Source organism: Campylobacter sp. CNRCH_2014_2452 (assembly GCF_025772865.1).
In the GTDB taxonomy this organism is placed as follows: Bacteria; Campylobacterota; Campylobacteria; order Campylobacterales; family Campylobacteraceae; genus Campylobacter_D; species Campylobacter_D lari_D.
Window position 1 is genome coordinate 137,338 of the sequence record NZ_JAKMSX010000004.1, and the last position, 22,475, is coordinate 159,812.

The 22,475-nt window shown below is 30.3% G+C and carries 26 protein-coding genes, 1 tRNA gene and 1 other RNA gene; 19 read left to right on the forward strand and 9 right to left on the reverse strand.

Annotation, left to right across the window (positions count from 1 at the left end; all coding sequences use genetic code 11):
- Window positions 1–10 precede the first annotated feature (10 nt).
- Together murA and L8X38_RS03845 are read left to right on the forward strand one after the other, a co-directional pair.
- Entirely contained in the window at window positions 11–1,267 is a 1,257-nt protein-coding gene (gene murA, locus L8X38_RS03840) for a UDP-N-acetylglucosamine 1-carboxyvinyltransferase (protein WP_263661344.1), read from the forward strand.
- The gene (locus tag L8X38_RS03845) at window positions 1,264–2,424 is read left to right on the forward strand and encodes a molybdopterin molybdotransferase MoeA (RefSeq protein ID WP_263661345.1); all 1,161 of its coding nucleotides are present in this window, start codon (window positions 1,264–1,266) and stop codon (window positions 2,422–2,424) included. The genes murA and L8X38_RS03845 overlap by 4 nt, the downstream gene beginning before the upstream one ends.
- 30 nt (window positions 2,425–2,454) lie before the next feature.
- Here the strand turns inward: L8X38_RS03845 and L8X38_RS03850 are convergent, their stop codons facing one another.
- On the reverse strand, window positions 2,455–2,751 hold the full coding sequence (locus tag L8X38_RS03850; protein WP_039668370.1) for an invasion antigen C: 297 nt from the start codon (window positions 2,749–2,751) through the stop codon (window positions 2,455–2,457).
- Between the two features lie 108 nt (window positions 2,752–2,859).
- On the opposite strand from L8X38_RS03850, the gene L8X38_RS03855 reads away from it, so the two are divergent.
- The 9 genes from L8X38_RS03855 to murG all read left to right on the forward strand — a co-directional run bounded on the left by L8X38_RS03855 (window position 2,860) and on the right by murG (window position 9,976).
- Window positions 2,860–2,934: transfer RNA gene (locus tag L8X38_RS03855), tRNA-Gly, on the forward strand.
- Window positions 2,935–3,006: 72 nt separating this feature from the next.
- Complete coding sequence (gene flgA / locus L8X38_RS03860; RefSeq protein WP_263660329.1) at window positions 3,007–3,675, forward strand: flagellar basal body P-ring formation chaperone FlgA; 669 nt, start codon at window positions 3,007–3,009, stop codon at window positions 3,673–3,675.
- On the forward strand, window positions 3,672–4,250 hold the full coding sequence (locus L8X38_RS03865) for a UbiX family flavin prenyltransferase (RefSeq protein ID WP_263661346.1): 579 nt from the start codon (window positions 3,672–3,674) through the stop codon (window positions 4,248–4,250). Before flgA ends, L8X38_RS03865 begins: the two co-directional genes overlap by 4 nt.
- Window positions 4,250–4,729, forward strand: coding sequence for a pantetheine-phosphate adenylyltransferase (gene coaD, locus L8X38_RS03870; protein WP_263661347.1), 480 nt, complete (start codon window positions 4,250–4,252; stop codon window positions 4,727–4,729). Before L8X38_RS03865 ends, coaD begins: the two co-directional genes overlap by 1 nt.
- On the forward strand, window positions 4,720–5,304 hold the full coding sequence (gene tmk, locus L8X38_RS03875) for a dTMP kinase (protein ID WP_263661348.1): 585 nt from the start codon (window positions 4,720–4,722) through the stop codon (window positions 5,302–5,304). Before coaD ends, tmk begins: the two co-directional genes overlap by 10 nt.
- Window positions 5,297–6,523: a histidine--tRNA ligase gene (hisS, locus tag L8X38_RS03880; protein ID WP_263661349.1), complete on the forward strand. Its 1,227-nt coding sequence runs from the start codon at window positions 5,297–5,299 to the stop codon at window positions 6,521–6,523. Before tmk ends, hisS begins: the two co-directional genes overlap by 8 nt.
- Window positions 6,520–8,349, forward strand: coding sequence for a biosynthetic arginine decarboxylase (gene speA, locus L8X38_RS03885; protein WP_133318906.1), 1,830 nt, complete (start codon window positions 6,520–6,522; stop codon window positions 8,347–8,349). The genes hisS and speA overlap by 4 nt, the downstream gene beginning before the upstream one ends.
- A complete protein-coding gene (gene cysE / locus L8X38_RS03890) occupies window positions 8,346–8,948 on the forward strand; it encodes a serine O-acetyltransferase (RefSeq protein WP_263661350.1) in 603 nt (200 codons plus the stop codon). The genes speA and cysE overlap by 4 nt, the downstream gene beginning before the upstream one ends.
- A complete protein-coding gene (gene murG, locus L8X38_RS03895) occupies window positions 8,945–9,976 on the forward strand; it encodes an undecaprenyldiphospho-muramoylpentapeptide beta-N-acetylglucosaminyltransferase (protein ID WP_263661351.1) in 1,032 nt (343 codons plus the stop codon). Before cysE ends, murG begins: the two co-directional genes overlap by 4 nt.
- Here the strand turns inward: murG and L8X38_RS03900 are convergent.
- From L8X38_RS03900 to L8X38_RS03920, 5 genes are read right to left on the reverse strand one after another with little or no spacing between them, the layout of a single operon-like run.
- Window positions 9,969–10,586, reverse strand: coding sequence for a YggS family pyridoxal phosphate-dependent enzyme (locus L8X38_RS03900; RefSeq protein WP_263661352.1), 618 nt, complete (start codon window positions 10,584–10,586; stop codon window positions 9,969–9,971). The two genes, murG and L8X38_RS03900, sit on opposite strands and share 8 nt — an antisense overlap.
- Before the next feature lie 6 nt (window positions 10,587–10,592).
- The gene (locus tag L8X38_RS03905; RefSeq protein WP_133318902.1) at window positions 10,593–11,840 is read right to left on the reverse strand and encodes an RNA polymerase factor sigma-54; all 1,248 of its coding nucleotides are present in this window, start codon (window positions 11,838–11,840) and stop codon (window positions 10,593–10,595) included.
- Window positions 11,840–12,565, reverse strand: coding sequence for an LPS export ABC transporter ATP-binding protein (gene lptB / locus L8X38_RS03910; protein WP_039618272.1), 726 nt, complete (start codon window positions 12,563–12,565; stop codon window positions 11,840–11,842). The genes L8X38_RS03905 and lptB overlap by 1 nt, the downstream gene beginning before the upstream one ends.
- Complete coding sequence (tsaE, locus tag L8X38_RS03915; RefSeq protein ID WP_263661353.1) at window positions 12,558–12,965, reverse strand: tRNA (adenosine(37)-N6)-threonylcarbamoyltransferase complex ATPase subunit type 1 TsaE; 408 nt, start codon at window positions 12,963–12,965, stop codon at window positions 12,558–12,560. The genes lptB and tsaE overlap by 8 nt, the downstream gene beginning before the upstream one ends.
- Window positions 12,962–13,210: an RNA-binding S4 domain-containing protein gene (locus tag L8X38_RS03920; protein ID WP_066007995.1), complete on the reverse strand. Its 249-nt coding sequence runs from the start codon at window positions 13,208–13,210 to the stop codon at window positions 12,962–12,964. The genes tsaE and L8X38_RS03920 overlap by 4 nt, the downstream gene beginning before the upstream one ends.
- A gap of 115 nt (window positions 13,211–13,325) precedes the next feature.
- On the opposite strand from L8X38_RS03920, the gene L8X38_RS03925 reads away from it, so the two are divergent.
- The 8 genes from L8X38_RS03925 to rnpB all read left to right on the forward strand — a co-directional run bounded on the left by L8X38_RS03925 (window position 13,326) and on the right by rnpB (window position 19,578).
- Window positions 13,326–14,546: an argininosuccinate synthase gene (locus tag L8X38_RS03925; RefSeq protein ID WP_263661354.1), complete on the forward strand. Its 1,221-nt coding sequence runs from the start codon at window positions 13,326–13,328 to the stop codon at window positions 14,544–14,546.
- An 11-nt stretch (window positions 14,547–14,557) separates the two neighbouring features.
- Complete coding sequence (gene rplI, locus L8X38_RS03930; protein WP_039618280.1) at window positions 14,558–15,001, forward strand: 50S ribosomal protein L9; 444 nt, start codon at window positions 14,558–14,560, stop codon at window positions 14,999–15,001.
- Window positions 15,001–15,543: an ATP-dependent protease subunit HslV gene (hslV, locus tag L8X38_RS03935; RefSeq protein ID WP_133318899.1), complete on the forward strand. Its 543-nt coding sequence runs from the start codon at window positions 15,001–15,003 to the stop codon at window positions 15,541–15,543. The genes rplI and hslV overlap by 1 nt, the downstream gene beginning before the upstream one ends.
- Entirely contained in the window at window positions 15,540–16,859 is a 1,320-nt protein-coding gene (hslU, locus tag L8X38_RS03940) for an ATP-dependent protease ATPase subunit HslU (protein ID WP_263661355.1), read from the forward strand. Before hslV ends, hslU begins: the two co-directional genes overlap by 4 nt.
- The gene (era, locus tag L8X38_RS03945; RefSeq protein ID WP_263661356.1) at window positions 16,856–17,728 is read left to right on the forward strand and encodes a GTPase Era; all 873 of its coding nucleotides are present in this window, start codon (window positions 16,856–16,858) and stop codon (window positions 17,726–17,728) included. The genes hslU and era overlap by 4 nt, the downstream gene beginning before the upstream one ends.
- Window positions 17,718–18,728, forward strand: coding sequence for a hypothetical protein (locus tag L8X38_RS03950; protein WP_263661357.1), 1,011 nt, complete (start codon window positions 17,718–17,720; stop codon window positions 18,726–18,728). The genes era and L8X38_RS03950 overlap by 11 nt, the downstream gene beginning before the upstream one ends.
- Entirely contained in the window at window positions 18,691–19,230 is a 540-nt protein-coding gene (locus tag L8X38_RS03955; RefSeq protein ID WP_263661358.1) for a hypothetical protein, read from the forward strand. Before L8X38_RS03950 ends, L8X38_RS03955 begins: the two co-directional genes overlap by 38 nt.
- 26 nt (window positions 19,231–19,256) lie before the next feature.
- Window positions 19,257–19,578, forward strand: an RNA gene (rnpB, locus tag L8X38_RS03960) — RNase P RNA component class A.
- Here rnpB and L8X38_RS03965 read toward each other — a convergent pair.
- Genes L8X38_RS03965 through fliD form a run of 3 tightly spaced genes read right to left on the reverse strand, consistent with a single transcriptional unit; the run spans window position 19,573 to window position 22,474 of the window.
- The gene (locus L8X38_RS03965; RefSeq protein ID WP_133318894.1) at window positions 19,573–19,788 is read right to left on the reverse strand and encodes a hypothetical protein; all 216 of its coding nucleotides are present in this window, start codon (window positions 19,786–19,788) and stop codon (window positions 19,573–19,575) included. The genes rnpB and L8X38_RS03965 overlap by 6 nt on opposite strands.
- The gene (gene fliS / locus L8X38_RS03970; protein ID WP_133318893.1) at window positions 19,785–20,156 is read right to left on the reverse strand and encodes a flagellar export chaperone FliS; all 372 of its coding nucleotides are present in this window, start codon (window positions 20,154–20,156) and stop codon (window positions 19,785–19,787) included. Before fliS ends, L8X38_RS03965 begins: the two co-directional genes overlap by 4 nt.
- A gap of 17 nt (window positions 20,157–20,173) precedes the next feature.
- Window positions 20,174–22,474: a flagellar filament capping protein FliD gene (gene fliD, locus L8X38_RS03975; protein WP_263661359.1), complete on the reverse strand. Its 2,301-nt coding sequence runs from the start codon at window positions 22,472–22,474 to the stop codon at window positions 20,174–20,176.
- Window position 22,475: the final 1 nt, after the last annotated feature.

The following is a 22,475-nucleotide window of genomic DNA, read 5'->3' on the forward strand; positions in this document are numbered from 1 at the left end:
AGGAAAATTGATGACTTATTTAGAGATTGATGGTGTTGAAAAGTTAAATGGAGAAGTGATAATAAGTGGTGCAAAAAACGCTGCACTCCCTTTGATAGCTTCAAGTATTTTAGCTAAAAATGAAGTGCAAATTTCAAATTTACCAAATGTAGCAGATATTTGCACCCTACTTTCTTTACTTGAAAATTTAGGGGCAAATTATACTTTTAAAGACAATTTTGCAAAAATAAATACAAAACACTTAAATAAAACCATAGCAAAATACGACATCGTGCGTAAAATGCGTGCCTCTATACTTACCTTAGGGCCTTTACTAGCTAGATTTGGAAATTGTGAGGTTTCCTTACCAGGAGGTTGTGCTATAGGCCAACGCCCTATTGATTTACACCTTTTAGCTTTAGAAAAAATGGGAGCTAATATTGAGATTAAGCAAGGTTATGTGGTAGCTAGTGGAGAGCTTAGAGGCGCTGATGTGATGTTTGATAAAATCACTGTTACAGGCAGTGAAAATATCATCATGGCAGCAGCTCTAGCTCATGGTAAAACTAGACTTTTAAATGTTGCTAAAGAGCCTGAAGTGGTGCAACTTTGTGAGGTTTTAGCTAGGGCTGGGCTTGATATACAAGGCATAGGATCTTCTGAGCTTGAAATTTATGGTACAAGTGGAGAGCTTTTAGAATTTAAACCTTTTGAAATCATTCCTGATCGTATTGAAGCAGGAACTTATTTGTGTGCAGGAGCTATCACTAACTCAAAAATCACTCTAAAAAAAGTCAATGCAAGCCATCTTAGCGCAGTTTTGGCAAAGCTAGAGCAAATGGGTTTTAGCTTTGATATTAATGAAGATAGTATTAGTATAAATCCTGCTAAAGAAATCAAACCGGTTGAAATTTTAACTAGCGAATACCCAGGCTTTCCAACGGATATGCAAGCACAATTTATGGCTTTAGCTTTAAAAGCAAATGGTACAAGTATTATTGATGAAAGATTATTTGAAAATCGTTTTATGCATGTAAGTGAGCTTTTAAGAATGGGAGCTGATATAAGATTAAACGGGCATATTGCTACTATAAATGGTACTAAAGAGCTTTTGGGAGCTGATGTTATGGCTACTGATTTGCGTGCATCTTCTGCTTTGATTTTAGCGGCTTTAGCAGCTAAAGGCACAAGTAAAATTCATAGAATTTATCATCTTGATAGAGGGTATGAAAATTTAGAAGAAAAATTTAAAAAACTAGGTGCAAGTATAAGAAGGCTTGAAGAATGAGAGATATTTTTGCAACTTTAGATTTTTTAAAAGAACAAATCAAAGCAAAAAATGAATTTCAAAAAGTAAATTTGACACAAGCTTTGGGGTGTATTTTATATGAAGATGTTTTTGTGAAAAAAAACCTACCCGCTTTTGATAATTCTGCCCTAGATGGTTATGCACTAAATTATACACATAAGAATGAATTGCTAGAAATTAAAGGAAGTATTTTAGCAGGCGATAAAAATGATTATATTATAGAAAAAAATGAATGCTATAAAATCATGACAGGAGCTAAAATTCCTCAAAATGCAAATACTATTTTAATGCTTGAAGAAGCTTCGCTTGAAGATGAAAAGCTCAATGCTAAAAATGCTAAAGAAAACAATGCCATCCGCTTTAAAGGCGAGGAAGCAAAGCTTGGAGAATTTTTGTTTAAAAAAGGACAAAAAATCACTTCAGGCATGGTAGCTATGCTCGCTGCTCAAGGAATTTATGAGTTAAATGTCGTTAAAAAATTGCGTGTTGGGATTTTTTCAAGTGGAGATGAGCTTGTAGAACCTTGGGAAAATGCTGATGAATACAGCATATATAATGCAAATGCTTTTGGAATTTATGCTATTTTGCAAGATTATGCTGATATTGAGTATTTAGGACTTATAAAAGATGATTTAAATACATATAAAAAGCTTTTAGAAAATAAAGAATTTGATATGCTTATAAGCAGTGGTGGAGCTAGCGTGGGTGAGGCTGATTTTATCAAACAAGCTTTGCTTGAGTGTGATTTTAGCCCTATTTTTGAAAAAGTAAATGCTAAACTTTGTAAGCATGTAAAACTTTTTAACAAAATCGATATGCTTTTTCTAGCCCTACCAGGAAATCCTTTAGCCTCTTTAGTTTCAACGCATATTTTTGCAAAAAATATACTCAATTTACTTTATGGTAAAGAACTTTTGGAATTTGATAAAGCAAGATTGACTAAAGATTTAAATTTCAAAGGTCAAAGAAATGATTTTGCTTTTGGAAAATTAGTCGATGGATATTTTAAACCAAGTGAAGCTAAATTTGGCTCAGGTATGTTAAAACCTTTATGTGAAAACACGCATATTTTAATCACGCAAATTGATGATACAAAATTAGTAAAAGATCAAGAAGTTAAAGTTTTAAAAATTTAATAGGGTATTGCACTACCCTATTTTGAATGATTAACTTCTTGCTTTATCTAAAGTTTTAAAAAGATTGTTTAAGATATTTTCTTCATTTTTTTGGTATTTGCTTTGGCGTAATTTCTCCCAAGCATATACGCTATAATCTTTAGAAATCGAACCTATATTTAAATCTGTATTACTAAAAGCATTGTTGCTATCTTTTTTATACTCTTTTTCCTCTTTGTCTTTAAGTGCATTAAGTGTAGCTTGAAATTCATCTGAAGATGTGTTTTTTTCTTTGATTTTTGTCATATTGTTTAAGGCTAGCGGACTATTTTTATCATTTACTTGCATGAGTTGCTCCTTTTAAAATTTAATAATCACAAGCAAAAAACATTCCTTAATTTTAAAAACTTGACAATAAAATAAAGTTTTGATAAAATCACACTTTACTTTCAAAATGCGGGAATAGCTCAGGGGTAGAGCACAACCTTGCCAAGGTTGGGGTCGCGAGTTCGAATCTCGTTTCCCGCTCCACTTCTTTTAACCAAAATCAAACTTTTTTGATGTATTATATAATTAATATATTTTATATAAGAGGTTGCTGTATTGTTTTTTAAACAAATCATTCTAGTTTTATTTTTCTATACTTTAAGTTTTGCTTCGAATTTTGATGAAGTAAAATTAGCTTTGATTAAAGAATTTAAAATAAATTATCCGCAGTTAGAAATCATTTCTTTAGAACTTAACACTCAATCCAGTTTGCCTGCTGATTTTAATCAATATATTTTTTTAAAGCTAGGTAATCATAATTTTGATAGAGCCGATGGCTTTATAAAGGCTGAATTTAAAACTCCAGAGCAGTTTAAAAAAAATATATTTTTTAAGTATTTTTTAAAGGCAAAATTAGAAGTTTTACAAACCACGCGTCCTATTGCGCGTAATGAAAATTTAAGTCCTGCTAGTTTTAAAATTTTAAAAATTCCTTTTGATAAAGCTCCCCAAGGTGTATTAAAAAAAGATGAAATCGCAAATTTAATAGCCAAAAGCAATATAAGAGAAAATATGATTTTAAAATATAATATGTTTAAAACCAAAACCCTTATACAAAGAAATGATTCTGTTTATGGTATTATCAAAGATGGGGATTTAAGCATGATGATAGAATTAAAAGCCTTGCAAAGTGGGAATTTAAACCAAAGAATTCGCCTTAAAAATAAAGATGGAAAAGTCGTGCATGGTAAAGTTATTAGTAAAAATTATGTGGAGCTAAAATGAGAAAAATTTTAGTAGGTATTAGCGGAGCTAGTTCTTGCGAGCTTGGCTTTTTATTATTAAAACATTTAAAAGAAAAAGGACAAATTTATGCTATTGTGAGTAAAAATGCAAAAATAAGCTTTATAAAAGAAAATTCCCTTTTGCAAAATATAGACTTTTTGCAACACATAAAAGATAAATTTGAGCTTGAGCATGTAAATTTTTTAGATAATGAAGACATTAGTCAATGCGTAGCAAGCGGATCTTTTGGCATAGAAACGACTTTTATCACACCTTGCTCGATTAATACTTTAGCAAAAATTGCTTGCGGTATAAATGATACTTTACTTACAAGAGCTGCAGGAGTGGCTTTAAAAGAACGCAAAAAGCTCATACTTGGAGTAAGAGAAATGCCCTATTCTACTTTAAATTTAGAACAAATGGCTAAACTTTCTAGCTATGGAGTTATCATCTCTCCTCCTGTAATGGCAAGTTATGCTAAGATTGATAATTTAGAAAAATTATATGAATTTATCATAGGAAAATGGCTTGATTTAGCAAATATTGAGCATAATTTATACCAAAGGTGGCAGTGATGGCTAGTTGTATATACCCAGGAACATTTGATCCTATCACTAATGGACATTTAGATGTGATCATTCGAGCTAGCAAGATGTTTGAAGAGGTGGTAGTTGCTATAGCTAAAAGTGAAAGTAAAAAGCCTATGTTTAGCTTGGAACATAGAGAAAAAATGGTAAAAATTGCTACAAAAGACTTAAAAAATGTTAAAATTACAACTTTTGATAACTTACTAGTAGATCTTGCTAAAAATTTGCAAATAAATATCATTATAAGAGGCTTAAGAGCGGTGAGTGATTTTGAGTATGAATTACAACTTGGCTATGCAAATCACATGCTTTGGGAAGATTTTGAAACTATATATCTTATGCCAAATTTAAAAAATTCTTTTATTTCAAGCTCCATAGTAAGATCAATTTGTGCTCATAATGGTGATGTGAGCAAGCTTGTGCCAAAAGAAATTATACCTTTATTAAAGGAGAGAGATTGTATATAGCTTTTGAAGGGGTTGATTGTGTGGGTAAAAGCACACAGATAGAACTTTTAAAAAAATATTTTCATAATGCATTTTTTACTAAAGAACCAGGTGGAAGTGAACTTGGAGTGCATTTGAGAAAAATTTTATTAGAAAGTAAAATGCAATTTTCTAAAAAGGCTGAACTTTTGCTTTTTTTAGCAGATAGAGCAAATTTAATCGACATGCATTTAGCGCAAAATAAAAACAAACTTATCATTTCAGATCGTAGTTTTATTTCTAATATGGCTTATGCAAGATGTGATTTTGATCAAAATATTTTATTTGAGTTAAATTCTTTTGCTACAGGTGGACTTTTTCCACAAAAGGTTGTGTTTTTGCATGGTTCTAAAGAGCTTATTGAGCAAAGACTTTTTAAAAAAGATCTAGATAGTATTGAAAAAAGAGGGGTTGAATATTTTTTAAATATACAAAATGCCCTAGAAGAAACTTTAGAGTTTTTAAAAACTAAGATAGATATAAAAATTTTAAAATTAGATGCTTCTTTGAGTATTGAAATTTTACATGAAAAAATTAAGGAATTTATAGATGATTAATGCTTTAAAAGGAATGAAAGATTTACAAGATGATCAAGCTACTCTTTATGAAAAAGTGATAAAAACTTGTGAAGAAGTAGCTAAAAACTATGGTTTTACTTTTATTAATTGTCCGCATTTGGAACTTACTAAGCTTTTTAAAAGAAGTGTTGGAGAAAGCTCTGATATAGTTGGCAAAGAAATGTATGAATTTGTTGATAAAGCAGGCAATGAAGTGTGTTTAAGGCCTGAAGGGACAGCTGGAGTGGTAAGATCATACATAGAAGCTAAAATGGACAAGGCTCAAAGTGTTAAAAGATGGTTTTACCATGGCTCTATGTTTCGCTATGAAAGGCCACAAAAAGGAAGATTGCGTGAATTTCATCAATTTGGTGTAGAAAGCTTTGGTATAGCAAGTGTGTATGAGGATGCGAGTATTATTTTAATGCTAAATGAAATTTTTAAACGCTTAGAAATTCATACAAGCTTGAAAATTAATTCTTTAGGCTGTAAAGAATGTATGGGTGTATATAAAGAAAAACTCATAGCTTTTTTAAATTCTAAAGAAGGTTTTTGCGAAGATTGCTTAAGAAGAAAAGACTTAAATCCTATTAGAGTGCTTGATTGCAAAAATGATCATTGTCAAAGTTTAATCGAAAATGCACCAAAACTAAGTGAAAATTTATGCTCATGTTGTAAGAAAGATTATGAAAAATTGCAAAAACTTTTAAAAGAAAATGATGTTGAATTTGAATGTGATGAAAAATTAGTGCGTGGGCTTGATTATTATTCTAAAAGTGCATTTGAGTTTGTTAGCGATGAAATCGGTGCAAAAGCTGCCGTAGCAGGTGGTGGAAGGTATGATAGATTGATTGAATACTTAGATGGTAAAAGTGGTTATGGTGTGGGTTTTGCTATGGGTATAGAAAGGATTATGGCTATTTTAGAACAAAAACAAAGCATAAAATCAAGAGAAGGAATTTATCTTTGTGCCATGGATGAAGCTTATATAGATACTATTTTTAAATTAGCAAATACTTTAAGAAAAAAACATAAGGTATATTTAAGCTATGAAGCAAAAAAACTTGCAAAGCATTTAAACCAAGCAGATAATGCTAATGCTGAAATCTTTTTGTGTATAGGCGAAGATGAAATGCAAAAAGAAGAGATTTTTTATAAAAATTTAGAAAATAAAGATACTAAAAATATAAAATTAGTAAATTTGGAGAATGAGTTATGATTGATTATGGTATTAATATTTGGGGTGCAAATAATTTTATCATTGAAAATGGCAAAGTATGTGTAAATCATGGTAAAAAACCTGCTATTATAGATATAGTAAATACTTTGCGCGATGATGGTTATAAGGGGCCATTGTTGCTTCGTTTTCCTCATTTAATCCATAAGCAAATTGAGCAAATTTATAATAAATTTGCTAAAGCGAAAAAAGAATTTAACTATAAAGGTTCTTTTAACGCTGTATATCCTTTAAAAGTCAATCAATATCCAGGTTTTGTAAAAAATTTAGTTAATCTAGGTAAAGAATACAACTATGGCTTAGAGGCAGGAAGTAAGGCCGAGCTTTTACTAGCTATGGCTTATAATAATGAAAGTGCTCCTATAACAGTTAATGGCTTTAAAGATAAAGAACTCATAAATATGGGCTTTATAGCGTGTGAAATGGGTCATAATATCACTTTAACTATGGAAGGACTTAATGAGCTTGAAGCAATGATTGAAATTGCTAAAAATCGTTTTAAGCCAAAGCCAAATATAGGTTTAAGAGTGCGTTTGCATTCAGCTGGAGTAGGAATTTGGGCAAAAAGTGGTGGTATAAATTCAAAATTTGGTTTAACATCCACTGAGCTTATTGAAGCGGTAAATCTTTTAAAAGCTAATAAACTTTTAGAGCAATTTACTATGATACATTTTCATTTAGGCTCACAAATTACTGAAATTCATCCTTTGAAAAAAGCTCTAAATGAAGCGGGTAATATCTACACCGAGCTTAGAAAAATGGGGGCAAAAAATTTAAAAGCTATTAATCTTGGTGGAGGTTTAGCGGTAGAATACTCTCAGTTTAAAAACGAAACAAGCAGAAATTACACCTTAAGTGAGTATGCAAACGATGTTGTGTTTATTTTAAAAGGTATTGCAGAACAAAAAAAAGATTTAGAGCCTGATATTTTTATAGAAAGTGGGCGTTTTGTAGCAGCTAATCATGCTGTTTTAGTAGCGCCTGTTTTAGAGCTTTTTTCTCAAGAATACACAGAAAGCAAGCTTTTATTAAAAGATAAAAACCCAAAACTTATTGATGAACTTTATGATTTGTATAAAAACATTAAAGCTTCTAATGCACTTGAGTATTTACATGATAGCATTGATCATATGGAGAGTATTTTAACCTTGTTTGATTTGGGTTATGTGGATTTACAAGATCGCTCTAATAGTGAAATTTTAGTACATTTGATTATGAGAAAAGCTATTTCTTTGGTGGGTGATCAAGCTGATTTATCGAGTTTGCAAAATGAAGTGCAAGAAAAATATTTAGTGAATTTTTCAGTATTTCAGTCTTTACCTGATTTTTGGGGTTTAGAGCAAAATTTCCCTATCATGCCACTTGATAGACTCAATAAAAAGCCAACTAGAAGTGCAAGTATATGGGATATAACTTGTGATAGCGATGGGGAAATTTCTTATTCGAAAGATAATCCTTTGTTTTTACATGATATTGATGTAGAAGCTGAAGATTATTTTTTAGGATTTTTCCTAGTGGGAGCTTATCAAGAAGTGCTTGGTATGAAGCATAATCTTTTTACACATCCAACCGAAGCTTGTATAAGTATTAATGAAAAGGGTTTTGAAGTAGAAAGCGTGCTAGAGGCTCAATCTATTTTAGATACCTTAGAAGATCTTGATTATGATGTGCATGCAATTATGGACAATATTAATGAAAAAATTTATGCTTCAAAACTTGTAAATGAAAATCAAAAAAAACATATTTTGGGTGAAATTTATTTATTTTTAAATGATAATGGATACTTAAAAAGTATAGGTTCTAAATGAGTATTTTTAAACTAATCAAAGAAGATTTTTCTATGCCAAAACAAAAAGATCCTGCATATAGATCTTGGATTGAATTAGTTTTTAACTATCCTGGTGTTTGGGCTGTGGTAAATTATCGTTTTGCGCATTTTTTTTATATCAAAAATTATAAACGCATAGCAAGAATGATTAGTGGAATTTCTCAGTTTTTAACAGGGGTTGATTTGCATCCTGGAGCTACGCTAGGTAGAAGGATATTTATAGATCATGCAATAGGTGTGGTAGTAGGTGAAACAGCTATAATTGGTAATGATGTGATTATCTATCAAGGAGTAACCTTAGGTGGTACAAGTTTAGATAAAAATACCAAAAGACATCCTACTATAGAAGATGGTGTGATCATAGGCTCTGGGGCTAAAATTTTAGGTAATATTACCATAGGTAAAAATGCAAAAATAGGTTCAAATGCAGTTGTATTAAAAGATGTTGAGCCAAATTTAACAGCTATTGGTATACCTGCTTATATTAAAGAATTTCAAATAAGCCAAAAAGAGAGAATTCAAAAACTAGAGGAAAGAATTAAATTTTTAGAAGAAAAACTAAATAAAGAGGACAAATGATAGCAATTACAGGTGGAGGCACGGGAGGGCATTTGGCTATAGCTAGATGTTTATTGCAAAGTGCAAGAAAACAAGGCATAGAATGTATTTACATAGGAAGTGAAAATGGCCAAGATAGACTTTGGTTTGAAAATGAAAATGGTTTTTATAAAAAATATTTTCTAAGCTCTCAAGGCGTTGTTAATAAAAAAGGCTTAGCTAAAGTTCAATCATTTTTACATATTTTAAAACTTGCAAGAAAAACAAAGCAAATTTTAAAAGAACATAATATTAAAGCAGTTTTTAGCGTGGGTGGATATAGCAGTGCTCCAGGCGCTTTTGGTGCTTTAATGGCAAATATCCCACTTTTAATCCATGAGCAAAATTCAAAAATAGGAAGTTTAAATTCACTTTTAAAGCCTTTTTCTAAAGCTTTTTTTACTGCTTTTGACGATCAGATTGATAAAGCAAATACTTTCTTTTGTCCTTATCCTATTAGCGAGATTTTTTCTCAAAAAGCAAGAGTGAGAAAAGAATTAAAAAATATTATTTTTCTTGGTGGCTCTCAAGGGGCTAAATTTATTAATGACCTTGCTTTAGAAAATGCTTTATACTTTAAAGAAAAAGGTATAAATATCATTCATCAATGTGGTAAGAATGATTATGAAAGATGTAAAAAAGCTTATGAGGATTTAAATGTCAAAGTAGAGCTTTTTGATTTTGATAAAAACATTATGGATAAAATTTCTAAAGCAGATTTAGCTATATCAAGATCAGGTGCAAGTAGTCTTTTTGAGCTTAGTGCAAATTTACTTCCTTGTATTTTTATTCCTTATCCATATGCGGCTAAAAATCATCAATATTTTAATGCTTTGTATTTAAAAGAGCGTAATTTATGTGAAATTTTAACCCAAGAAGAAAAACATCAATTTTTAAATTTGGTAGAAAATTTCTCATTAGAAGAAAAATCTATAGCCTTGCAAGGATTAAAAAGTGAAAATGGCGCAGATTTTATGATAGAAAAAGCAAAACAAATGGGGTTTATTTAAATAAAATACTCCCCAAACGCACCATATTTGAACCACATTTTATAGCTAGTTCAAAATCCCCACTCATACCCATAGAGCAAATTTTTGCCCCGTGTTTTTGTAAAATTTCATAGATTTTAAAAGTTTGCTCAAAGCTTTCTTGAACTTTTTCCTCATCCATAGAGCCTATACACATAATGCCTGTAAGGTTTAAATTTTTACACTCTTCTTGTATTTGTAAATACTCTTCTATGGCCTTATTTTGCTCTATGCCACTTTTAGAACTTTCATTGGCAGTATTAATTTCTAATAAAGTATCTAATTTATAATCAAGTCTTTTATCTACGGCTTTGGCGATTTTTAAGCCATTGCAAGATTGCCAAAGTAATGGGTTTTGTTTGATTAAAAGATTGATTTTGTTACTTTGAAGATTGCCTATAAAATGCCATTTGATTTCTAAATCTTGAAGTTTTTCTTTTTTTAAAGCTAAAGCTTGGACTTGATTTTCTCCAAACTCTATAACATCTTGCTTAAAAAGCTCTCGAATTTGTTCATTTTGAACATACTTGCTAGCTGCTACTAAACGCACATTTTGTTTTATGGTTTTTTCAAAAATACTTTCTAAATTCATCTTTTCCTACATCAATTCATATAATTTTTTACGCTCACTTGAGCTTCCTATACCAAGTTGCATACGATATTTAGTGATAGTCCTACGCCCTAGTTGCACACTTGGGAATTCTTTTTGAGTGAGTTCAAGAATTTTCAAATCACTCAAAGGTTTTTTAGGATTTTCTTTTTTAATTAAATTACTAAGAAAATCTTTGATTGTAGCATTAGAAGTTTCGCCATCATCAACTGCAGTGGTAAAGAAAGATTTTAAAGGTATTAAGCCTCTATCGCAACTTAAGTATTTATTTGCAATTGCCCTTGAAATAGTAGAAGCATTTCTTTCAAGATCTTGTGCTAAATCTTTAAGTTGCATAGGTTTGATGTCCCCACCCATGAAAAAATCATATTGATATTCTATAATCATAAGCCCTAGTTTATAAAGGGTAGCTTTACGCATAGCTAGTGCATCGATTAAATTTTTTGCATCTTTTAAATAAGCACTTAAAAACTCATGATCTAAACCATCTGCTTCAAAAGCAATTTCAGGATAATAATCATCATTGATTTTAATTTTAATTTCACCATTTTCTTGATAAATAAATATATCAGGAATGATTTCCATGCTCTCTTCAAAATACTCCAAAAAAGGCGGAATGGAGATTTTTTTAATTATAGCTATAGCCTTTTTATACAAAGGATCTTTGATAAAATCTTTTGCATTTTCTAAATTTAAAATTAACATTTTGCAAAACTCATAAAGCTCATCATCTAAGTCAAAATGCTCTAATGCAAAAATAAAAGCTTCTTGATTGTCTTTTGCACCTACTCCAATAGGCTCAAGATACTTAAATCTTTGCCTGATTTTTTCTACTTCTAAAGGATCAAATTCACCTAAAATTTCCTCATCATACTCAAAATAACCTTCATGATTTAAACATTCTATGATTTTTTCAGCAATGGTTTGGGATTTTTTAGTAGGAAAAAATGGTGGTATGATTTGCTCACTTAAAAGTTCATACACATTTTTTACTTCCAAGCTTTTTGCATCAATCATTTGCGTGGTGGTATTTTTACTAAAATATTCTTGATAATACTTGTTTTGATTGTTTGTAATACTTGAGTTTTCTTTGATCTCTATAAAAGGATTTTCTTTAGCAAATTCATCTAAGCTTTCTTTTAGATCTTCAATGTTAGCTTGCAATATAGGAAGCCAAGATCTTAAGGTTTGTGATAGTTTTGCTTTTTGCGTTATAGAGGTTTTTTGTTTAAGCATTATTCAAGTCTAAACTCACTTCCAAGATAGTATTTTTTAACATCTTCATTATGTGCAATTTCATTAGCATTGCCACTAGCTAGCAACCTTCCGCTTCTAATCACATAAGCTCTATCGCAAATTGCTAGAGTTTCTCTTACATTATGATCAGTGATTAAAACACCTATATTCATAGCTTTTAAATCATTAATTAAGCTTTGAATTTCACTCACTGCGATAGGATCAACCCCAGCAAATGGTTCATCTAAAAGTAAAAATTTAGGATCACACATAAGTGATCTTGCGATTTCACAACGCCTTCTTTCACCCCCGCTTAAGCTCATACCTTTTCTGTGTCTAATAGGCTCTATGCTAAGTAATTCTAGCATTTGTTCTATCTTTTGTTCTAATAAATTTTTATCCTTATATATTACTTGGGCGGCTAAAAGTAAATTTTCTTCTACGCTTAAGTCTTTAAAAACACTACTTTCTTGAGGCAAATACCCAATGCCAAGCTTTGCTCTTTTATTAAGCGGTTCTTTTGTGATATCTTGTGAGTCTAAAAACACCTGTCCGCTTGTTGGCAAAATAAGCCCACATATCATATAAAAACTCGTAGTTTTTCCTGCTCCATTAGGCCCTAAAAGTCCTACAACTTCTCCACTTTGCACTTCTAGCGAAACATCGTGTATGATTTTAGTTTTTTTAATGATTTTTTCTAAATTTCTAGCTTCTAGCTTACTCATGTATTATATACTTTCTTTTATTTTCATAAGGAATGATTTGTAAAATTATATTAAAAATTTGATATTTATCTAAATATTTTTTTAATTTTTCATCACCCCACTCTACCAAATGCAAACCCTCTTCAAAAAAATTTTCAATCAAGCCATTTTTTAAAAGCCTATCAAAACCTTCTTGATAAATATCATAATGATACATTTTACCTTGTTGAAAATCATACTCTTGCATGATAGAAAATGTAGGAGAATTAAGCGTTTTTTCTACTCCAAGAAATTGAGCATAATTTTGTACTAAAGTAGTTTTACCGCTTGCTAAATCCCCTTGAAGTAAAATAACTCCATTTTTAGGTAAAATTTCACAAAGCTTATAAAGCTCATTTTGGCTTAAAATCATTTCTTTCATTGGATTTTTACCACATATTTTTCTTGCATAGCTTTTGGTATGCTTTTGGTTGTTGGTATATCTAAGACTTTATAGGTATTGGTATATTCTATAAATTTAATGCTTATTTCATCGCCAATTTTTACTTCTTTACTAGCTTTAACTACTTGATTATTTATACTTACTACACCACTTTTACACATATCTTCTGAAATAGCACGACGCTTAGTAATATTAACTACATTTAAAAATTTATCTATTCTCATAAAAATATTTTATCAAAAAATACAAGAAAATGTTATAAAATGTTTAAATATTTTACATTATATTAAGCTAAATTCGTTAAATTTTACAATCATTTTTTTACAAAGAGGAAAGACAATGAAAAAAGATATTAAAAAAGTAGTTTTAGCATATTCTGGCGGACTTGATACAAGTATAATTTTAAAATGGCTACAAGATGAGTATAAATGTGAAGTAGTAACTTTCACAGCAGATATTGGACAAGGCGAAGAGCTTGAACCTGCTAGAAAAAAAGCGCTTTCTTTGGGTGTAAAAGAAGAAAATATTTTTATTCAAGATTTAAAAGATGAATTTGTAAAAGATTATGTGTTTCCTATGTTTAGAGCAAATGCTATTTATGAAGGAGAATATTTACTAGGTACAAGTATAGCAAGACCTTTGATAGCAAAAGCTTTGGTAGAAATAGCAAATAAAACTAATGCAGATGCTATTAGTCATGGAGCAACAGGTAAAGGAAATGATCAAGTGCGTTTTGAATTAGGTGCTTTGGCACTAAATCCAAATTTAGCCATTATTGCTCCTTGGAGAGAATGGGATTTAAATAGCCGTGAAAAACTTTTAGCTTATGCGCAAAAACATGGTATTGATATAGCTAAAAAGCCAGGTAAGTCACCTTATTCTATGGATGCAAATTTATTGCATATTTCTTATGAGGGTTTAGTACTTGAAGATCCTGCTGCTAAACCTGAAGCGGATATGTGGCGTTGGGTGAAAGATTTAAAAGAAACTCCAAATGAAAGCGAAGTGATAGAGCTTGAGTTTAGTAAAGGCGATTTATGTGCTATTAATGAAGAAAAAATGTCTCCCGCACAACTTTTGGCAAAACTTAATGAGCTTGGTGTAAAACATGGTATAGGTCGTCTTGATATTGTTGAAAATCGCTATGTGGGTATGAAAAGTAGAGGTTGTTATGAAACTCCGGGTGGAAGTATACTTTTAAAAGCACACCGTGCTATAGAAAGTATCACTCTTGATAGAGAAGCAGCACATTTAAAAGATGAATTAATGCCAAAATATGCAAGTTTAATTTATAATGGCTATTGGTTCTCGCCTGAAAGATTAATGCTTCAAGCCTTAATTGATGAGTCACAAAAATATGTAAATGGTAAAGTTAAACTTGAATTATATAAAGGTAATGTAATAGTAATAGGCAGAGAAAGTGTGAATGATAGCTTATTTAGCGAGGCTTATTGTACTTTTGAAGAAGATGCTGTGTATGATCAAAAAGATGCAGCAGGCTTTATAAGATTAAATGCTTTGAGATTTATCATCGCAGGTAAAAATGGAAGAAAATTTTAAAAAGGAAAACAATGAAAGTATTATTAATTAAAGATGTAAAAAGCTTAGGAAAAGCAGGAGAAGTTAAAGAAGTAAAAGATGGATATGGACAAAATTTTTTAATTGCCAAAGGTTTTGCCAAAGCTGCTACACATGAAGTTTTAAAACAATATGAAGCAGAGCAAAAGAAAAAGGCTGAAAATTTAAGATTTGAACTTGCAAATTTGGAAAAATTAAAAGAGGAATTATCTAAAATCACTATTTGTATAGCTAAGCCTGTGGGAGCTAATGGAAGCTTGTTTGGTGGGGTTACTAAAGATGAAATCGCACATGCATTAAAAGATCAAAAAGGCATAGAGCTTGATAAAAAAAGCTTAGAATGTGATACCATAAAAGAGCTTGGTGTGCATGAAATTTCAGCAAAATTAGGCCATGCAATTCATGCTGTATTTAAGCTAGAAGTTAAAGGAGAATAATGTTTCACGCAACTACAATTTTAGCTTATAAAGGTAAAAATAAATCTGTAATTGGTGGAGATGGGCAAGTAAGTTTTGGAAACACTGTTTTAAAAAACAATGCAGTTAAAATTAGAAAATTAAACAATGGAAAAGTATTAGCAGGTTTTGCAGGAAGCACTGCTGATGCTTTTAATCTTTTTGACATGTTTGAAAAACTACTTTCTAGTTCTAAGGGTGATTTGTTAAAAGCTGCAATAGATTTTTCAAAAGAATGGCGTAAGGATAAATACCTAAGAAAACTTGAAGCAATGATGTTGGTATTAGATAGAGATCATATATTTTTACTTTCAGGAACTGGAGATGTAGTTGAGCCTGAAGATGGTGCTATAGCTGCTATTGGTAGTGGGGGTAACTATGCACTTTCTGCTGCAAGAGCTTTAGCCAAACATTCAAATTTAGATGAAGAAGAATTAGTCAAAGAAAGCTTGCAAATAGCTGGTGAAATTTGCATTTATACAAATACAAATATTAAAACTTATGTAATTGAGGATGATAAATGAATTTAACTCCAAAAGAGATTGTGAAATTTTTAGATGATTATGTAATTGGACAAAAAAACGCCAAAAAAATTATAGCAATTGCTTTAAGAAATCGTTATAGAAGAATGCAGCTTAGCCCTGAACTTCAAGATGATATCATGCCAAAAAATATTTTAATGATAGGATCAACTGGGGTTGGTAAAACAGAGATTGCAAGACGCCTTGCTAAGATGATGGGACTTCCTTTTGTAAAAGTTGAAGCAAGTAAATATACTGAAGTTGGTTTTGTTGGGCGTGATGTAGAAAGCATGGTTAGAGATTTAGCTAATGCTGCTTTAAATTTAGTAAAAAACGAAGAAAAAGAAAAAAATAAAGACAAAATTAATGAATTTATAGAAAATAAAATTTTAGAAAAACTTTTACCACCTTTACCAAAGGGTGTTAGTGAAGAAAAACAAGAAGAGTATCAAAATTCTTTAGAAAAAATGCGCGTGAAATTAAAAGCTGGTAATTTAGATGATAGCACAATAGAAGTTGAAATTTCACAAAGCGTGTTTGATACTAATCCAAATTTACCACCTGAAATGGGTGCTATGCAAGATATAGTAAAAGTTATTGGCGTGGGTAATAAAAAAGTTAAAAAAGAAATGAAAGTAAAAGATGCAAGAATAGCTTTAGCTCAAGAAGCAAGTGAAAAAATTCTTGATATGGAAAGTATTAAAGGCGAGGCTTTAAGAAGAGCTGAAAATGAAGGGATTATTTTTATTGATGAGATAGATAAAGTAGCAGTTTCAAGCTCAAATTCAAACCGCCAAGATCCAAGCAAAGAAGGGGTGCAAAGGGATTTGCTTCCTATAGTTGAAGGTAGTACTATACAAACTAAATTTGGACCTTTAAAAACTGATCATATTTTATTTATCGCAGCAGGTGCTTTTCATTTAAGCAAGCCAAGTGATTTAATCCCTGAACTTCAAGGGCGTTTTCCTTTAAGGGTTGAGCTTGATTCGCTAGATGAGGATGCTTTATATGCTATTTTAACAAGACCTAAAAATTCATTACTAACACAATACATTGAGCTTTTAAAAACTGAAAATGTAGAGCTTGTTTTTGAAGATGAGGCTATTAGAGAAATAGCAAAAATAGCAAGCAAGGCTAACGAAGAAATGCAAGATATTGGTGCAAGACGCTTACACACGGTGGTGGAAAAACTTTTGGAAGATATTAGTTTTGAAGCAGATGAATATGCTGGTAAAGTTTATAAAATAGATGATTTTAAAGTGCAAGTTAAACTTGGAGATATCATAGAAAATAAAGATTTAGCTAGGTATATCTTGTGAAAAGTGGCTTTATAAGTATAGTGGGTAGAACTAATGCGGGAAAAAGTTCTATCCTTAATTCTTTATTAGAAGAAAAAGTGGCTATGGTTTCTCATAAGCAAAATGCTACAAGAAGAAAGATTAATGCAATTATAATGCATGAGAATCATCAGCTTATTTTTATAGATACACCAGGCTTGCATGCAAGCTCTAAAGCTATGAATCAGCTTATGATTGATTTGGCAATTAAAAGCATTGTAGATTGTGATGTAATTTTATTTGTGGCTAGTATTTATGATGATATTAAAGATTATGAAAATTTTTTAAGTTTAAATCCTAAAGTGCCGCATATTGTATTAATCAATAAGGTTGATTTGGTAAAAAAAGAAGTCTTACTTAAAAAATTAAGCGAGTATTCTCAGTTTAACTCACATTTTAGCGCCATTATCCCCTATTCTGCTAAGCAAAAATTTTATAAAAAAATTCTCTTAGATGAGATGGTTAAGTATTTGCCTGAACATCCGTATTATTTTGATCCTGAGTTTATTACTACCACAAATGAAAAGGATATCTATAGAGATTTTATTTTAGAAGCCATATATGAAAATTTAAGTGATGAAATTCCTTATAGCACTGAAGTAAAAATAGAAAAAATCAAAGAGCTTGAGCAAATTTATTATATTAACGCTATCATCATTACAGATAGTAATTCTCATAAAGGAATGATACTAGGTAAAGATGGAACTACAATTAAGCGTATAGGTAAAGAAGCTAGGATGAAAATAGAAAAATTAGCGCAAAAAAAGGTAATGCTAAAATTGTTCGTTCAATTAGAAAAAAATTGGCATAAAAACGAGCAAAATCTCAAAAAAATCCTTTATGATGAGTAAAAAAATCATCAAAAAAGATTTTCTTACTTATGAAAAACTTTTATATGTAAAACTTACAAATCCTATTAGTGAAGATGAAATCTTAAAAAAGAGCTTTGAGGAGCTTGGTCTTAAAGATGATTTTTCATATGAGCTAAAGTATTTTCAATATAAATCTTTTACTCATGTATTTTTGTGTAAATATGAAGATATTTTAGATATTGATTATGTAATCCCAGAACCCCTGCTCTTTGAAGTGTATTTTAGGAATGATACAAATAGTGAAAATCTTGCATTATTATTTAAGAAAAAATACATAGTTTTAGTGGAGTATTTGGGATGTGAATTTCAAAATTGCAAAGTTATGCCATTAAATACTTATAGTAAAATATATGATGAAAAATTAAAAAATACATATAAAAACATCATAAGTATAGACGATACTCAAAATCTTAGCAGTTTTGATAAATTTAATAGTAATATTTTCTATCAAAAATTATTAAAAAAACATGATCGAGTTAAAATTAATTTTGCCAATAAAGCAAAAATAAATCATTTAAAATCTTTTAGTTTTAAAATTTTATTAGCTTTTACATGCGGGATTTTACTAGCCTTAGTTTATCCTTTGTATTTATATACGCAAAAATCATTTTATGAAAAAGAAAAAATAAAATATGAAAATTTAATCAAAAATCAAGATGATATCTTAGAGCAAGCAAAAATAAATCAAAAACAAAATCAAGAAGTTGAAAAATTACAAGAAAAAAATGAACAAAAAGTTGATTTGTTACAAAAATTTTATGCAAATACGCTCTGCTATAAGGATTTTTATAATTTTTTAAAAGTCTTAAATTCTCATCAAAGTTATATAGAAGCTTTATATATAAAAAATAATGATTTTATCATAAAGCTTAATAAAGATTATGATTTTTATGATGATTTTAAAAAATATCATTTTGTGCTAAAAAATAAAGAGATTAACGATGAAAAAATTACTCTTGTTTTTGAAAAATCTTTATGAAAATTTAGAAAATATCTTTACGAGATTATCTAAACGCGAATTTATATTGACTTTGATAATGGCTTTTGTATTTGGTTTTTTTATAATCTATATGAGTATTTTTGAGTATTTTGAAAAACAAATGAAATTATCAAAAGATGAGTTATTTATTTTACAAGCAAAATATAAGCAAAAACAAGAATTGATTTCTGATTTTAAAGATGAAAAATTGCAATCTTTTGATAATGAAATATCCTTAAAAGAAAGCAAAGATTATCAAAGTGTTTTAAAAAATATAGAAAAAAATCTCACTAAAGTAAGGTTTTTACAAATCCAAAGTCATGAAAGTCAAGATCAGTATTTTACTTATTATGATTTAAGATTGAGTTTTAATGGTGATTTTTATTTCTTAATGCAATTTTTGCAAGAACTAGATCCTTATATAAAAGTCAAAAATTTAGAGCTTGTAAAATATGAAAATGAATTAAAAATTACATTAAATCTTATTTTTACTCTAGTATAAAAATGATTTTTTTGATAAAATTTATCTAAACATGGCAAGCGATCGCTTCTTTTGAAGAGGAAAGTCCGAGCTGCAATAAGACAAGGATTCCATCTAATGGATGGCTAGGGTAACCTAAGGGAAAGTGCAACAGAAAGAAAACTACCATATTATATGGAAAAGGTGAAACGGTAGAGTAAGAGCCTACCAGTAGCTTTGGTAACAAAGCTAGCTATGTAAACCCAATCCGCAGCAAGAAGGGGTGGTTTTAGTCTTATATTATAACCCTTCGCTTGAACTTGTTTGCAAAAACAAGTCTAGATAAATGATCGCTCTTGACAGAACTCGGCTTATCGCCATGTTTTATTTCATATAAGCAGATGCTTTTTTGAGTTTTTGTAAATTTTTTGCTACTTCATCTTGCTTTTTTTTCATAAAAGCTATTGCCTCATTAGTAAGAGCCAAAGCCTCATTGGGACAATCTTTAAAGTCAGGTTTTTCTATGAGTTTAACTATTTTTTCCACATCTTCAGTATATACAGCTAGTTTAAACTCATCTATCCATTTTTTTTCACTCATTTTTGATGTACTTCTCTCCAAGCCTCTAACAAGCCTTTGACTACATTGATAACTTCATCTACTCTTGCTTCACTATTTTCTATATTTGCCAAAGAAAGAAGTTGTAATTCTCTAGTGTATAGGCCACTTAAGTAGTGTGCTATTTCTCCGCCTTTTTCATAATCAAGGCAATTTAACAATTCTATAAAAATAGCACTAGCTCTTTTTACATAATACACTCTTTCTTCTATATTTCCATTTTGAATAGCTATTTTTATCCTACTTGCAAAGCGTAAAATCCCGCTATATAACATCTCTATAAGTTTTTCTTGGGATTCTACACCAGTTTGATTTTGTGAATACGCATTATATACTGCACTATTTAGCATTTAAATCCTCTCTATTTTTAAGAATTTTGATTATTTGCTGCATTAATCATATTTGTAATAACACTTGCTTGGTTATTTAATTTTGCAATTATACCATCATATGCAGCCCATCTTGACCACATTGTGTCATATCTGCTTTCTATGGATTTTTTAGTATTTTCTATAGTTTCGTTTAGATTTTTTGATTCTTTAGTTAAAGAGTCTTTATAACCCCCAAAAGAACCATCAGAACTCATCATCTCACCCATAGTGTTTTTTAATACCCCAAAGGTTCCAGTTTCTTCTTTATAAACTGAATATATAGTTTTTGGACTTAAGCCAAATTTTTTCAAAAAGTCTTTATCGCCTTGAATTTCTAGGTTGCTTCCTGATGTTCCTTTGATTTTAAATTGAATTTGTTGATCTTTGCTGCCTTGGTTGATAATTTGAAAACTAGCTTCTAAACCTTCTAAGCCAAAACTATTTATATGATCAACTAAATTTTGGGCTTTTTCCACATCATCTTTTCCGGTTAAAGTAAAAGGATCTCCATTGGCAGTTTTACCTAAATCTATAGTTTCATCATTGTATGTAATGGTAAATTTACCTTGTTCAAATTTAATATCATCTTTATCAAAACTACTAATCTTATCTCCTACCAAATCAATGTCTTCAAAGCCATTGTGTCCTACGAAAAATTTCTCAGCCATTTCAGGATCTTCGTTAAATTTAGCATTAAATTTTCCAGAGTCAAAGGTTAAAACCCCATCATTTAAAGTCAAACCATAATCAGCTAAAGATAAACTTACTTTTGAAGAAACTTTAACACCATCTGAAGTATCGCTATCTCCAACTGTGATTGTTCCATCTACTGTGATAGTTTGAAGCAAAATATTGTTAATTTGTGATTTTATATTATAAATCGAGCTTACACCTACGAAATTTCCTTTTGTCCCTGCATCAGGATCGTATTTTGTCGCTGCATTAAGATTGATCATCAAATCATTATAAGCAGTAGCTAAACTTTCTAAAGATTGTGCTATGGCTTCAGTATCTTGAGTAACATTGAAACTAATTTCACCCTTTTGTTTAAGCTCTAGGGTAATATCAGGTCCTATATCTGTGATAGTATTAGTTGGTCTAGTCATTTTAACACCATCTACACTAAAGATAGCATCCATACCTTTTTGGATATGATTTTCATTGTTTGAAGCTACATTGTAGCCTTGTGGTGTGCTTGTATCTAATTCAATGCCAAATTTATTTTTCAATAGTGAAGTAGCTTTGTTATCTCTAGCATAATTAGCTTGGTCAATATTTCCTTCAGCATCAGTTGCATAGCCACCATCAAAAAGACTTAATTCACCACCATTAGTGGCTCTAAAAGTTGGAGTTTTACCATCTTCTCCAAAGCTTAATTCCACTTTTCCATTAGTTTGTTTTTTTAAATCCTCTGCTAAACTTTTATAAGTGGTATTTTCATCAATATTTATAGTAAATCTATCATATCTTTCACCATTTTTAATAACAAAAGTAAAAGAAGTTTTCTCATCTGGTGAAGATAGAATTTTATCATTTTGATTATTAATTTGAATACTTCCGGTTATTTTATCTTTATCTTTAGCATCTTGAGGTCTAAAACCATATAAACCACCCGCACTAATGCTATTTTTATCAAGCTCCCAACCCATAGCCTTTAAAAGCTTATCATCGCCTGAAAAAGAGATATTGTTTTTAGTTCCTGTTTCAGTGCTTTGTACTACTAAGCGGTATGGATTATCTCTATCTCCGGTATTTACTAGCTTAGCTTCTATTTTACCACCTGTGGCGGAATTGATTTTTTCAGCAAGTTGAGCTACGGTTGTGCTTTGATCAATTTCTATTTTATAGTCTTTTCCATCTTGGGTAATAGTAAAAGAAGCTTTACCATCTGTTCCTTCTATACCAAGACTTTTCATTACAGAGGCAGTTTTATCTTGGAAGCCATTGCTTTGATAAACATCTTTTTGAGCAAGTTGATCGACTATGACTTTCATATTTGAAAGATTAGATAAAGAGCCTACAACCAAGCTAGCAGCAGCGCTATCGCCACTTACACTAGGAGAAACTTTCTTTTTGTTAAATTGAGAAGTATCGCCAAGACTATTTACAGCAGTTTGAAAAGCAAGTAGTTTAGCTTCAAGCTCTGCTAAGTCTTTTTGTCTTGAAGTGTTAGTTTCAAGTTGCGTGTTATAAAGCTTTAAGTGAGCATTCATTTCTGCTTCTTTAAGCTTATTAAGTGTATCGCTTGTTAAAACTCCTGAACCTATACCTAAGCTTCCTAAACTACCTACTGCCATG